General features: G+C 64.1%; 16 protein-coding genes. 2 read left to right on the top strand and 14 right to left on the bottom strand.

Annotated elements, in window-relative coordinates; genetic code table 11:
- Positions 1–49: 49 nt before the first annotated feature.
- The 10 genes from XH90_RS16655 to rpoZ all read right to left on the bottom strand — a co-directional run bounded on the left by XH90_RS16655 (position 50) and on the right by rpoZ (position 8,651).
- Positions 50–328, bottom strand: a complete 279-nt coding sequence (locus tag XH90_RS16655; RefSeq protein ID WP_194482454.1) for a hypothetical protein — start codon at positions 326–328, stop codon at positions 50–52.
- 101 nt (positions 329–429) lie between these two features.
- Entirely contained in the window at positions 430–1,182 is a 753-nt protein-coding gene (gene recO, locus XH90_RS16650; RefSeq protein ID WP_194482453.1) for a DNA repair protein RecO, read from the bottom strand.
- A gap of 140 nt (positions 1,183–1,322) precedes the next feature.
- Positions 1,323–1,703: a hypothetical protein gene (locus XH90_RS16645; RefSeq protein WP_194482452.1), complete on the bottom strand. Its 381-nt coding sequence runs from the start codon at positions 1,701–1,703 to the stop codon at positions 1,323–1,325.
- A 21-nt stretch (positions 1,704–1,724) separates the two neighbouring features.
- Entirely contained in the window at positions 1,725–2,651 is a 927-nt protein-coding gene (gene era, locus XH90_RS16640) for a GTPase Era (protein ID WP_194482451.1), read from the bottom strand.
- Entirely contained in the window at positions 2,641–3,552 is a 912-nt protein-coding gene (gene rnc / locus XH90_RS16635) for a ribonuclease III (protein WP_194482450.1), read from the bottom strand. Before rnc ends, era begins: the two co-directional genes overlap by 11 nt.
- The gene (gene lepB, locus XH90_RS16630) at positions 3,549–4,313 is read right to left on the bottom strand and encodes a signal peptidase I (RefSeq protein WP_194482449.1); all 765 of its coding nucleotides are present in this window, start codon (positions 4,311–4,313) and stop codon (positions 3,549–3,551) included. The genes rnc and lepB overlap by 4 nt, the downstream gene beginning before the upstream one ends.
- A 249-nt stretch (positions 4,314–4,562) precedes the next feature.
- Positions 4,563–4,982, bottom strand: a complete 420-nt coding sequence (acpS, locus tag XH90_RS16625) for a holo-ACP synthase (protein WP_194482448.1) — start codon at positions 4,980–4,982, stop codon at positions 4,563–4,565.
- Complete coding sequence (locus tag XH90_RS16620) at positions 4,979–5,731, bottom strand: pyridoxine 5'-phosphate synthase (protein ID WP_194482447.1); 753 nt, start codon at positions 5,729–5,731, stop codon at positions 4,979–4,981. Before XH90_RS16620 ends, acpS begins: the two co-directional genes overlap by 4 nt.
- 32 nt (positions 5,732–5,763) lie before the next feature.
- Positions 5,764–8,049 (bottom strand): bifunctional (p)ppGpp synthetase/guanosine-3',5'-bis(diphosphate) 3'-pyrophosphohydrolase, encoded by a 2,286-nt coding sequence (locus tag XH90_RS16615; RefSeq protein ID WP_194482446.1) that lies wholly within the window; start codon positions 8,047–8,049, stop codon positions 5,764–5,766.
- Positions 8,050–8,258: 209 nt separating this feature from the next.
- On the bottom strand, positions 8,259–8,651 hold the full coding sequence (gene rpoZ / locus XH90_RS16610; RefSeq protein WP_008133017.1) for a DNA-directed RNA polymerase subunit omega: 393 nt from the start codon (positions 8,649–8,651) through the stop codon (positions 8,259–8,261).
- A gap of 329 nt (positions 8,652–8,980) precedes the next feature.
- Here rpoZ and XH90_RS16605 point away from each other — a divergent pair, with 329 nt between their 5' ends.
- Together XH90_RS16605 and XH90_RS16600 are read left to right on the top strand one after the other, a co-directional pair.
- Positions 8,981–9,625 carry an NYN domain-containing protein gene (locus XH90_RS16605; RefSeq protein WP_194482445.1) on the top strand — a complete coding sequence of 215 codons (645 nt, stop codon included), beginning with the start codon at positions 8,981–8,983 and terminating at the stop codon, positions 9,623–9,625.
- Positions 9,606–10,280, top strand: coding sequence for a uracil-DNA glycosylase (locus XH90_RS16600; protein WP_194482444.1), 675 nt, complete (start codon positions 9,606–9,608; stop codon positions 10,278–10,280). The genes XH90_RS16605 and XH90_RS16600 overlap by 20 nt, the downstream gene beginning before the upstream one ends.
- On the opposite strand, the gene XH90_RS16595 is transcribed toward XH90_RS16600, so the two are convergent.
- From XH90_RS16595 to dapA, 4 genes are all read right to left on the bottom strand, one after another.
- Positions 10,277–10,870 (bottom strand): peroxiredoxin, encoded by a 594-nt coding sequence (locus XH90_RS16595; RefSeq protein ID WP_194482443.1) that lies wholly within the window; start codon positions 10,868–10,870, stop codon positions 10,277–10,279. The genes XH90_RS16600 and XH90_RS16595 overlap by 4 nt on opposite strands.
- A 15-nt stretch (positions 10,871–10,885) precedes the next feature.
- Positions 10,886–11,359, bottom strand: a complete 474-nt coding sequence (smpB, locus tag XH90_RS16590) for an SsrA-binding protein SmpB (protein WP_035709956.1) — start codon at positions 11,357–11,359, stop codon at positions 10,886–10,888.
- Positions 11,360–11,433: 74 nt separating this feature from the next.
- Positions 11,434–11,847, bottom strand: coding sequence for a large conductance mechanosensitive channel protein MscL (gene mscL / locus XH90_RS16585; protein WP_194482442.1), 414 nt, complete (start codon positions 11,845–11,847; stop codon positions 11,434–11,436).
- Positions 11,848–11,894: 47 nt separating this feature from the next.
- Positions 11,895–12,785: a 4-hydroxy-tetrahydrodipicolinate synthase gene (dapA, locus tag XH90_RS16580; protein WP_194482441.1), complete on the bottom strand. Its 891-nt coding sequence runs from the start codon at positions 12,783–12,785 to the stop codon at positions 11,895–11,897.
- Positions 12,786–12,803: the final 18 nt, after the last annotated feature.

Genomic DNA, 12,803 nt, shown 5'->3' with positions numbered 1-12,803 from the left:
AAACCGTGGAAGCGAATCGGGCAAGGATGGATTGGTTCCCGGTGGGCTTCTACTGCCCTGCCCAGCCCGCGGTCACGGTCGGCTGGACCTTGACCGGAGGCGTCGCCGGCATGTTGGCGACACAGCGGCGGGCCGCCTCGATTTCGGCATCGGTCGCGCCATGGGACCGCGCCCATGTCTCTGCGGCCGCAGCGGAATATTTCGCCACATAGTACCGGACGACGGTGCAGGAGGCCCGGCGAAACACGCCAGGTTGCGGCTCGCCGGCCATTGCGTCAGGCGCAAAGGCAAGCAGCGCCGCGGTCAGCGCAAAACCCCTGATCAACATTTGGGCTGTCCCCGTTGTGGAACCTGCCCGCCCAACGCATCTGGCGGCGTTTCGTTCCCGAGGGAACCCTGATGCTCAGGCAGCACAGCAGCGCGATCCATTCATGGCGCGGGAAGCGCCGCCTTGGCCTGCTGCCGGATCAGGGCATTGATGAAGCCGGCGCGCGCATCGGAATGGCCCTGCCCGCGCGGTTCCAGCACATGGCGCAGCAGGAACAGGCCGGTCAGTCGAAAGCCGTCCTGGATATCTTCGTCAGTGAGCTCATGCGAGGCTTCGCCATGACGCAGGAACGGCGGCAGCCGCAGCAGCCGGTCGCGCCAAGGCTCGCCCGCGCCGCGCGACACCGCGCCGCCGGATTTCGGCGAGACGTAAATCAGGTCCGTGGTCTCCCCCGTCACCGCGCAATTCTCCAGCGCAAGCCCGAAGCCAAGCTCGGCGAGCATGGCCAGCTCGAAATGGATGAGATGCACGGCGGCGCTGCCGATGTCGTCGAAATCATCGAGCGAGTGTTCGAGCAGCGAGAATATCTCCTCGTGCGGATCCCGCTCGGGCAGCAGCCGCGCAATCGAGGCGAGATGGGTCACGCCGTAGACCCCGTGGGACGATCCGAGCAGCGTCGCGGCGCGCAGCTTCAGTCCCTCGATCGCGTAGGTACCGAGATGCTCGTCGAGCCGCGCCCGCCACACCGCACTGACGCTGTTGCCGGGTTGCAGGAGCGGCCGCAGCCGCGAGCTGGCACCGCCGCGCACGAGACCAAGATGCCGGCCATGCTGGCGCGTCAGCAGCTCGACGATGGCGCTGCTCTCGCCATGCCGCCGCACGCCCAGCACGATGCCTTCGTCGGTCCATTCCATGGCAGGAAGCTTATAGGATTCCAGTGAGGCGCGCAGCGCTATCTCCCGTCATTCCGGGGCGCCTCGAAGAGGCGAACCCGCAATCTCGAAATTGCGGGTTCGATGCTTCGCCTCGCGCCGGAATGATGGAACGTATCAATTCACGCGTTGAACCAGCCCTGCGCGTCGCCGGTAAACGAGAAGTACAGCCCGAACGCCGTCAGCACGCAGGAGACGATCTCGATGGCGCTGTCGAGTTCGAGGCCCCTTTCGCCGAGAATCTGGCCGAGCGAGATCACGGACAGCACCAGCGCCGCGGCCAGCACCCAGCGCGGCCAGTTCTTGCGCCAATGCGCGGCGAGCCGGACGAAATAGACCAGCAGCAGGATCATCCCTCCGGCGAGCAGCGTCGCCGTCATGATCATCTGTTCGGTCATCTCGGCGGTGGGCGTGCGGTCCTGCACCGCCACCGACAACGCATCCAGCATCAGCGAGGCATAAAGCAGCGCTTCGAAACGCTGGACGTTGCGGGGCACACTCATCGGCGACTGATCTTTTCTTGGCTATTCCCTGGGAAATTCCAGGCCCATCTCGCGATAGCGATCGGGATCGTCACCCCAGTTCTCGCGCACCTTCACGAACAGGAACAGATGCACCGGCGCGTCCAGGATCTGCATCAGCTCCTTGCGCGAGTCCGCACCGATCGACTTGATGGTGGCGCCGCCCTTGCCGAGCACGATCTTGCGCTGGCTCTCGCGCTCCACGAAGATCGTCTGCTCGATCCGCACCGACTTGTCCTTGCGCTCCTCCCACTTGTCGGTCTCGACCGTGGACTGGTAGGGCAATTCCTGGTGCAGCTTCTGATAGATCTTTTCGCGCGTGATCTCGGCCGCCAGTTGCCGCATCGGCGCGTCCGACATCTGGTCCTCGGGATAGAGGTAAGGACCTGGCGGTACCATCTCGGCCAGCGTGGTGCGGATGTCGTCGACGCCGTCGCCCGAGATCGCCGCGATCATGAAGGTTCTTACGAACTTCATCCGTTCGTTGGCGGCCTGCGCCAGCGCCAGCAGCTTCTCGCGCTGGACCAGATCGACCTTGTTGATGACCAGGATCTTGTCGTGGTTGACGCTGGCAGCCTTGGCCAGGATCGCCTCGGCTTCCTCGTCGATCCCGGTCTTGGCATCCAGCAGCACGCAGACGAGGTCGGCGTCATGCGCCCCGCTCCAGGCGGTCGAGACCATGGCGCGGTCGAGCCGGCGCTTGGGCAGGAAGATGCCGGGCGTGTCGACCAGGATGATCTGCGCGTTGTTCTCGATCACGATGCCGCGGATCAGCGCGCGCGTGGTCTGCACCTTGCGCGAGACGATCGTGACCTTGGCCCCGACCAGCGCATTGACCAGCGTGGACTTGCCGACGTTGGGCGCGCCGATCAGCGCGACGAAACCGCAGCGTGTCGCGGCAGGCGCCTCACCGCTTGCTTCAGCCGTCATTGCCGCCGCCAACGCCTTCACGTTCGATCATCACTGAAGCTGCTACTTTCTCCGCCGCGCGCTTGCTGCCGCCGATGCCTTCGGCCGGCGCCAGTCCCGGCAGATCCACCGCCACGCGGAACTGCGGATCGTGATGCGGGCCGGTGCGCTCGACCTCGCGATAGACAGGCGTCGGTAGTCCCTTCCCCTGCGCCCATTCCTGCAGCACGGTCTTGGGATCGCGCAAGGGCCGGCGCGGCTTGTGCATGCGCTCGGTCCAGTTGCGCTTGACGAACTCGTCCGCCGCCGCATGGCCGCCATCGAGAAAGATCGCGCCGATCACGGCCTCGCAGATGTCGCCGAGAATGGACTTGCGCAGACGGGCATCGGCGCTGGAACCGACCGAGCCGAGCTTGATGTCGTCGAGCAGACCGAGCGACTTGGCGACGTCGGCGCAGCTTTCCTTGCGCACGAGCTCGGCAAGCCGCTTGGACAACTCGCCCTCATCAGCGTTCGGGAAGGCGTGATAGAGCATGTCGGAAACGACGAGCCCGAGCACGTGGTCGCCGAGGAACTCCAGCCGCTGATAGCTGTCACCGCGCTTGCGTCCCGACTTCAGCGCCGAGACATGCGTGATCGCCTGCATCAGCAGGTTCGGATCGGCAAAGCCGTGGCCGATGCGGGCCTCGAGCGCAGCATTCGCGTCAGCCGCGGCCTTCGCCTTGTCCTTGGCCTTGCTGCTCCGCGTCCGCTTTTTCTTCGCGGCAGTCTTGGCGTCGGCGGTCTTGGCTTCACCAGCCTTGTGTTCACCAGCTTTGGCTTCAGGGGTCTTCGGCGCAAGCGTCTTTGTTGCAGCTTCGCCCTCAGGAGCGGCTTGCGCCTCGATCGGCTGGGTCGTGATGTCCTTGGCTTCGTCTTTCATCGGACGATTTTGAAGAAGCGATTCCAGCGCACCGCCCACGGCCAGCGCCAGAACATCCAGGCGTGCTCACCCTCGCCGATCGAGAAGAAGATCATCTGGGCGCGGCCGATCAAGTTCTCCCGCGGCACGTAGCCGACCTGGCCGAGGAAGCGGCTGTCGGTGGAGTTGTCGCGGTTGTCGCCCATCATGAAGAAATGGCCGGGCGGCACCGTGTAGACGTTGGTGTTGTCCATGTAGCCGTTGTCCGCGCAATCGAGCGTCTCGTAGGAAACGCCGTTCGGCAGCGTTTCCTTCCAGCGCTTCACGCGCGAGATTCCGCCGCCCTCGGAGCCGCAGGGATCCTCGCCGACATACTCGCTCATGCGCTGGCGCTCGACCGGGGTGTCGTTGATGTAGAGCAGCCCGTCTTTCATCTGGATGCGGTCGCCGGGCAGGCCGATCACGCGTTTGATGTAGTCGGTGGTGTCGTCCTTGGGCAGCCGGAACACGACGATGTCGCCGCGGTTCGGATCCGAGCCCCAGATCCGTCCCGAGAACAGCGGCGGCGAGAGCGGGATCGAGTAGTGGCTGTAGCCGTAGGAATATTTCGAGACGAACAGATAGTCGCCGACCAGCAGTGTCGCCTTCATCGAGCCGGAGGGGATGTTGAACGGCTGGAACAGGAAGGTGCGGATCACCAGCGCGATCAGGAGAGCGTGGATAACGACCCGGACCGTTTCGCCGACGCCGCTTTCAGTTTTCGTTCCCGAAGTCACGCTCATTGCTCTCTCAATTCCGGCCGGCGATCATAGAACGCCCTCCTCCCGCGAACGGCCCACCGGTTCGCGGCCCAAGGAGATTGTCCTGATTCTGATAGTGAGGGCCAATTCCGGCGTAAAGCCGAATTCGCCCAGCCTGATTTGCGTTCGCGGACTTTTAGACGGTTGTCGCAGGCCACGCAATCAAGGATCGCATCAAAACTTCATAAGATGTTGATTTTCAACGATAATTATAAAACGATCATTTAGCCATCAGGGCTTGGCCATCGGGACGGCGGAAATGATCACGAAGGCCTGCGCGAGCGGCCAGTCGTCGGTGATCGATAGATCAATCTGGGCCTCGAACCCCTCTGGCGTCAGGGCCTGGAGCCGGGCCAGCGCGCCCCCGGTCAGCCGCATGGACGGCCGGCCCCCGGGCAGGTTGACCACCCCCATATCGCGCCACCAGACGCCCTGCCGGATGCCGGTGCCGAGCGCCTTGGAGCAGGCCTCCTTGGCGGCAAAGCGCTTGGCGTAGGTCGCCACCACCATCCTCTCGTTCTTGGCCCGGCGCTCCGCCTTGGCCCGCTCGGCCGCGGTGAAGATGCGGTCGAGAAAGCGCTCGCCATGGCGCTCGATCACCTTGGCCACGCGGGTAATGTCGATGAGATCGGAGCCGATGCCGATGATCATGCCCGGCTCCGGCCCCGATCCATCGCCGCGCGCATCTTGCGCACCGTCTCGGCAAGACCGACGAACAGCGCCTCGCCGATCATGTAGTAACCGATGTTGAGCTCCATGATCTCGGACAGCGCGGCGATCTTCTCCGCGGTCGCATAGTCGAGGCCATGTCCGGCATGGACTTCCAGCCCCGCCACCGTCGCGACCTTCACGCCCGCCACGATCCGCTGCCATTCGGCTTCAGCCTTGTCGGTGTGGCCGTCGGTGACGGCGTCGCACCACGCGCCGGTGTGGATCTCGATCACGGGCGCGCGCAGCCGCGCCGCCATCTCGATCTGCGCCGGGTCGGCGGCAATGAACAGGGAGACGCGGATTCCGGCATCATTGAGCCGCGCTATATAGGGCGCGAGCGCGTTGTGCTGGCCGACTACGTCCAATCCGCCCTCGGTCGTCACCTCCTGACGGCGCTCCGGCACCAGGCAGACGGCATGCGGCTTGGTCGCGAGCGAGATCCGCATCATGTCGTCGGTGGCCGCCATCTCGAAGTTCAGCGGCTTGGAGATCTCCGCCTTCAGCCGCGCCATGTCCTCGTCGCGGATGTGCCGGCGATCCTCGCGCAAATGCGCGGTGATGCCGTCGGCACCGGCCTCGATCGCCAGCAGCGCGGCGCGGACCGGATCGGGATGGCGGCCGCCGCGAGCGTTACGGACGGTCGCGACATGGTCGATGTTGACGCCGAGGCGAAGCGGAGATGCGGGCATTTCAGGACTCACGAGATCGGAGAGAGAGGCGCCTATCCATTGACACGTTCGACTTTGGCGACGACCGCCTTGGCGCGCAGCTGGGCCAGGATCGCGCTCAAATGCTTGAGATCGTAGACTTCGAGATCGATCGTCGTCTCCGTGAAGTCGGGCGAGCGGCGCTGCATGCTGATGTTGTCGATGTTGCCGTCGTGCTCGGCGATCACAGTCGCGATCTGCGCCAGCGCGCCGGGCTCGTTGACGTTCTCCACCTTGATGCGCGCCGGGAAGCGTTGCGGCGCGGAATCCTCGATGTCCCAGCGGACGTCGAGCCAGCGCTCCGGCTCCTCCTCGAAATCCTTCAGCGCCGGCGACTGGATCGGATAGATCGTGATCCCCTCGCCCGGCGTGACGATGCCGACGATGCGATCGCCCGGCACCGCGCCGCCGTTCGGCGCGAACTTCACCGGCAGGTCGGAATTGATGCCGCCGATCGGGATCGCCACCGGGCTGCGTGACGGCTCGAGCACCTTCTCCTTGAGCTTGGCGGCGAGCCCCTTCTTGATGCCGTAGCGCGCGACGCGCTCCTCCTTGTAGTCGGGATACATGGCGCGCGCGACGTGGGAGGCCTTGATCTCGCCGCGCCCGACCGCCGCCATGACGTCCTCGATCGAGGTGCGCGCCAGCCGCGGCAGCGCGCCCTTGAGCTTGTCGTCGGCATATTCGATCTTGGCGCGCTCGAACAGGCGCTCGACGATGCGCCGGCCGAGGCCGACATATTGATCGCGCACGGCGGTGCGGGTGGCACGGCGGATCGCGGCGCGCGCCTTGCCGGTGACCGCCAGCGTCTCCCAGGCCGAGGGCGGCGCAGATTGCGCCTCCGACGTCAGCACCTCGACCTCGTCGCCGTTCTGGAGTTCAGAGGACAGCGGCGCGAACTTGCCGTTGATCTTGCAGCCCACCGCACTGTTGCCGACGTCGGTATGCACGGCATAGGCGAAGTCGATCACGTTGGCGTGGCGCGGCAGCGCGATCAGCTTGCCCTTCGGGGTGAAGCAGAACACCTGGTCGTGGAACAGTTCGAGCTTGGTGTGCTCGAGGAATTCCTCGGGGTTGGCGCTCTCCGAGAGGATGCCGATGGTGTGGCGCAGCCAGGCGAACGCGTTGGACTCGCGCTTGAGGAATTCGGTCGGCGAGCCCACGCCTTCCTTGTAGAAGACATGCGCGGCGATGCCGCGTTCGGCGATCTGGTCCATCGCCTCGGTGCGGATCTGCAGCTCGACGCGCTGGTTGCCGGGGCCGATCACCGTCGTGTGAATCGAACGATAATCGTTCTGCTTCGGCGTCGAGATGTAGTCCTTGAACCGACCCGGCACGACCGGCCAGGTGGTGTGAACGATGCCGAGCGCGCGATAGCAGGACTCGATGTCGTTGACCACGACGCGGAAGCCGAAGATGTCGGACAGCTGCTCGAAGCCGATCGACTTGCGCTCCATCTTGGTCCAGATCGAAAACGGCTTCTTGCGGCGGCCATAGACCCGCGCCCCCAAGCCGCGGTGACGCAGATTGTTGGAGAGCTGGTCCTCGATCTCGCCGATCAGGTTTCGGTTGCGCTCGGCGAGCGCATCGAGCCGCTGCATCACCACCGAATAGGCTTCGGGATCGAGGGTGCGGAAGGACAGATCCTCCAGCTCCTCGCGCATTTCCTGCATGCCCATGCGCCCGGCCAGCGGCGCGTAAATGTCGAGCGTCTCCTCGGCGATGCGCCGTCGCGATTCGGTCGGCACGAAGTCGAGCGTGCGCATGTTGTGCAGGCGGTCGGCGAGCTTGACCAGCAGCACGCGGACATCGTCGGCAATGGCCAGCAACAATTTGCGCAGGTTCTCGGCCTGCTTGGCCTCGCGCGACACCAGCTCCAGCCGCTTCAGCTTGGTCAGGCCCTCGACCAGCGCCCCGATCTCGGGCCCGAACAGCTGATCGATCTCGGCGCGCGTCGCTTCAGTGTCCTCGATGGTGTCGTGCAGGAGGGCCGCAACAATGGTGGCGTCGTCGAGCTTCAGGTCGGTGAGAATCGCCGCCACTTCGAGCGGGTGCGAGAAATACGGATCGCCGGAGGCGCGGGTCTGCGAGCCGTGCGCCTTCATGGCGTAGACATAGGCGCGGTTGAGCAGGTCTTCGTTGGTGTTCGGGTTGTAGGACCGGACGCGCTCGACGAGGTCGTATTGACGCATCATCCGCGCGCGCGGCTTCGCCGGCCGTGCCACCGGCGCAGTCGGGGCCACGGCAACCGATTCGGTTGCGGCCAGCATCTGCGTGGGTCTGCGGCGTCGATACACCATTCCATCCTGCCTTCAAACGGACCATGAGACGGCCCGTTGCATACATCCTAAGCCCGATCGCGGACGCGGCCGATCAATTCGATGACAGGCGGGCGGCGCGAACCGGCAACGCTATGGTAACCACGAAAACGCCAACAAAAGCAAAGGCCCGAACGCAGGTTCGGGCCTTTGATAAGATCACAAGAAATCGACGATCGCGAGTAAGACGATTACTCGTCCTCCTCGGGCTGCTCTTCCGGCGGCGCGAGGCCTTCGAGGCCCTTCAGGAGCTCCTCTTCGGTCATGCGCTCCACAGCGACTTCGGTGTCGTCGGCATCGACGCTGGCGCCGGCGGAACCGATCAGCGGCACCGTATCCGGCTCCGGCTCGTCGACTTCGACGAACTTCTGCAGGGAATGCACCAGCTCCTCGCGGAGATCCTCGGGCGAGATGGTCGTGTCGGCGATCTCGCGCAAGGATACAACAGGGTTCTTGTCGTTATCGCGGTCAACCGTTAGTTGTGAACCGGACGAAATCATGCGGGCACGGTGGGCGGCCAGCAAGACCAGGTCAAACCTGTTGTCGACCTTGTCGATACAATCTTCTACGGTGACGCGAGCCATAGACTGTCGCTCCGTTGTGGGTGGGACGAAATATGTGGATGATCGGGGCTAATTATAGGGGCCGGGGCGATTTCGCAAGGCCAATTTGTGATTTGGCCTCGCCAAACGGCTCTGTTACCTCCACATTAGGGCTGGGATGGGTGGTTTCCCGGGCTGCCGTTGTGGGCGGCGCCGGGTGTATGAAGGGCCGCCATAACTATACCTTGATTGCCCCGACTTCTCCGGATTTGCGGTTTCGACGGGTTTCGGCAGCACTTTAAAACTGCGCGGCTTGCTGCCATCGCGCCAACAAAAAACGAATTATCACGAACGCTACGCGAGCAAACTGAATGTCACCTTCCCCTACCAACAAGATCGCGCTCTTCATCGACGGGGCCAATCTTTACGCAACGGCGAAAACTCTCGGCTTCGACATCGATTACAAGCGCCTTCTGAAGGAATTTCAGAGCCGCGGGACGTTGCTGCGGGCGTTCTACTACACAGCGATCATCGAGGATCAGGAATATTCCTCGATCCGTCCCCTGATCGACTGGCTCGACTACAACGGCTACACCGTCGTCACCAAGGCGACCAAGGAGTTCATCGACGCCTCCGGCCGCCGCAAGGTCAAGGGCAACATGGACATCGAGCTCGCTGTCGACGCCATGGAGCTCGCCGAGCACGTCGACCAGATGGTGCTGTTCTCGGGTGACGGCGACTTCCGCTCGCTGGTCGAGGCCGTGCAGCGCCGCGGCGTCCGCGTCACGGTGATCTCCACCATCGCCAGCCAGCCGCCGATGATCGCGGACGAGCTGCGCCGCCAGGCCGACGTCTTCACCGATCTCGTCGAGTTGCAGTCCAAGCTTGGCCGCGACCCGTCCGAGCGCCCAGCGCCACGTGATCGCGGCGAGCGCGAGGCCCGCCACCACGCCCCGCAATTCCTCCAGCGCGCGACCACGATGGCGCCGAGGGGCGATGACGACTTCGAGGAGTGAGGCGGCAAAGTCGAGCCGCCAGGCCCCCAACCTCGTCCCCGACCGTGACTGTCCGCTCTGCCCGCGCCTGGTCGCCTTTCGCGAGGCGAACCGCGCGCGCGAGCCGTTGTGGCACAATGCTCCGGTTGCGCCGTTCGGCGACATCTCGGCTCGCCTCCTGATCGTCGGTCTCGCGCCGGGGATGCAGGGTGCCAACCGCACCGGCCGGCCGTTCACCGGCGACTATGCCGGTGACCTGCTCTACGCCACGCTGCTCGAATACGGTTTCGCCAAGGGCAGCTACCAGGCGCGTCCCGATGACGGGTTGAAGCTGGTCGACTGCCGGATCGCCAATGCCGTGCATTGCGTTCCGCCTCAGAACAAGCCGCTGCCGGTCGAGATCAATACCTGCCGGCAGTTTCTCGTCGCCAATCTCGAAACGATGCCGAAGCTGCGCGCCATCATTGCGCTCGGGCGGATTGCGCACGACAGCGTGCTCAAGCCGCTGAAGCTGAAGGCCTCGCAGGCCCCCTTCGGCCACGGCGCCGTGCACCAGGCCGGCGCGTTCAAGCTGTACGACAGCTATCACTGCTCCCGCTACAACACGAACACGGGCGTCCTCACGCCGGACATGTTCCGCAGCGTATTCGCGAAGGTGAAGACGGATCTCGACTAGGCTTTTGCTGAATCCTTGGCGGGATGGGCCTTCAGCCAGTCCAGCACATCGCCGGCGTTCCGGTCGGGCGGAAACACCGGATAGAACACATGCGTGATCCTGGCGTCGTCGACAACAAGCGCGAGGCGCTTGATCAGCGTCAGGCCCGCGACCTCCATGGTCGGCAGATTGAGCGCGCGCGTGAGCACCAGCTTCTCGTCGGAGAGCACCGGGAACGGCAGATGCAGCCGGGATGCCATCTCGGTCTGGTAGGCGTTGCTCTGGGTCGAGAGACCAAACACCTGCGCCGCGCCGGCGGCCTTCAACTCGGCGAACAGGTCGCGAAACGCACAGGTCTGCGGCGTGCAGCCCCGCGCCCCGGGGATCATGTCCCAATCGTCGACCAATCCGATCTTTCCGGGCTCGCCGGTGCGCGGGTAGGCGAACACCACGGTGCGCCCCGGTAGCGCCGACAGATTGACCGACGTATCGTCGGTCGCAAGCAGGCTGATCGCGGGCAGCGTCAGACCTGCAAGATGGGCAGCGCCGCCATCGTCATCAGGTGCAGGAATTCGGCTCCAGTCCACCTCGAGCAGGTTCTTCTGCGTCATCCCGTCCTCTCGGCCCTATCCCCTCGCCCGCATCAGCCGGCCCTTCTCCCGGCTCCAGTCGCGCTTCTTCTCGCTCTCGCGCTTGTCGTGCAGCTTCTTACCCTTTGCAACCGCTAGCTGCAATTTGGCGCGCCCGCGTTCGTTGAAATACAGCTTGAGCGGGATCAGCGTCATGCCCTCGCGATCGACCGCGCCCATCAGCTTGTTGATCTGCCGGCGATGCAGCAGCAGCTTCCGCGGCCGCTTGGGCTCGTGGTTGAAGCGGTTGCCCTGGAGGTATTCGGGAATGGTGGCGTTGATCAGCCAGATCTCGCCGTCCTTGGAATCGGCGTAGGACTCCGCAATCGTGCTCTTGCCGTTTCGGATCGACTTCACCTCGGTTCCGGTCAGCGCAATGCCCGCCTCGATCGTGTCCTCGATGGCGTAGTTGAAGCGGGCCTTGCGATTTTCCGCCATGACCTTGATCGGACGTTCGTTCTTATCGGCCATGACCTTCAAAAACCTGGCAGACAAACCTGATCGGGATGCGCAGCGACGCTAACAGATTGGATGAAGCGCGCGCGTCACTTCTTGAGGAGATCGCGGATCTCGGTCAGCAGCACGACCTCGGCCGACGGCTTCGGCGGCTCCGCGGGCTTGACCTCTTCCTTGCGCTTGAACTGGTTCATGGTGCGAATGACCATGAACAGCACGAAAGCGACGATGACAAAGTTCACGACCAGGGTGAAGAAGCTGCCATACGCCAGCACCGCCCCCTGCTTCTTGGCATCAGCGAGATTGGTCGCGGTGACCTTGCTGGAAAGTCCGATGAAATAATTGGAGAAATCCAGGCCGCCGGTGACTGCACCGATGATCGGCATGATGATGTCGTTGACCATCGAGGTCACGATGGCCCCGAAAGCGGCGCCGATGATGACCGCGACGGCGAGATCGACGACGTTGCCCTTCATCGCGAATTCGCGGAATTCCTTCAGCATCGGTGATCCCCCTGATTTGCCTGTGGCGACGAGTTTACGAACGCCGCCTAGTTGATGAGGCCGGCGTGAACCATGGCGTCGCGCACGGCAACGCGGGTCGGCTCGGAGACCGGAACCATCGGCAGGCGCAGCGTCTCGTCGAGCTTGCCGAGCAGCGACATCGCGTACTTGATCGGCGCCGGGTTGCTCTCGATGAACAGGTTGTTGTGAAGCGGCATCAGCTTGTCGTGGATCGCGAGCGCCGCCTTGGTATCGCCCTTCGCCCACGCGGCATGGAACTCGGCGCACAGGCGCGGCGCGACGTTCGAGGTCACCGAGATGCAGCCATGGCCGCCATGGGCCATGTAGCCGATGATGGTGGCGTCCTCGCCGGAGAGCTGGTTGAAATCCTCGCCCATCGCGGCGCGCTGCTGCGACACGCGCACCATACTGGCGGTGGCGTCCTTGACGCCGGCGATGTTCTTCAGCTCCCACAGACGCTTCATGGTGTCGACCGACATGTCGATCACCGAGCGCGGCGGGATGTTGTAGATGATGATCGGAATCCCGATCGCATCGTTGATCGCCTTGAAGTGCTGATACATGCCTTCCTGGGTCGGCTTGTTGTAGTACGGCGTCACCACCAGCACGGCGTTGGCGCCCGCCTTCTCCGCGTGCTGGGCCAGCTCAACAGCCTCCTTGGTCGAGTTGGAGCCGGCGCCGGCGATCACGGGCACCCGGCCCTTGGCCTCTTCGATGCACCATTCGACGACCTTCTTGTGCTCGTCGTGGCTGAGCGTCGGGCTCTCGCCGGTGGTGCCGACCGGGACCAGGCCGTTGGTGCCTTCCGAAATCTGCCAGTTGACCAGGGAGCGGAACGCCGCTTCGTCCAGCGAGCCATTCTTGAACGGCGTGACCAAGGCGGTGAAAGATCCCCGGAATTTCGTCTTGGCTGCCATGGACTTCCTCCGTACGCG

The organism is Bradyrhizobium sp. CCBAU 53338 (assembly GCF_015291665.1).
In the GTDB taxonomy this organism is placed as follows: domain Bacteria; phylum Pseudomonadota; class Alphaproteobacteria; order Rhizobiales; family Xanthobacteraceae; genus Bradyrhizobium.
Note: the sequence above shows the minus strand (reverse complement) of the source record. Positions and strands in the feature narration are given on the sequence as shown.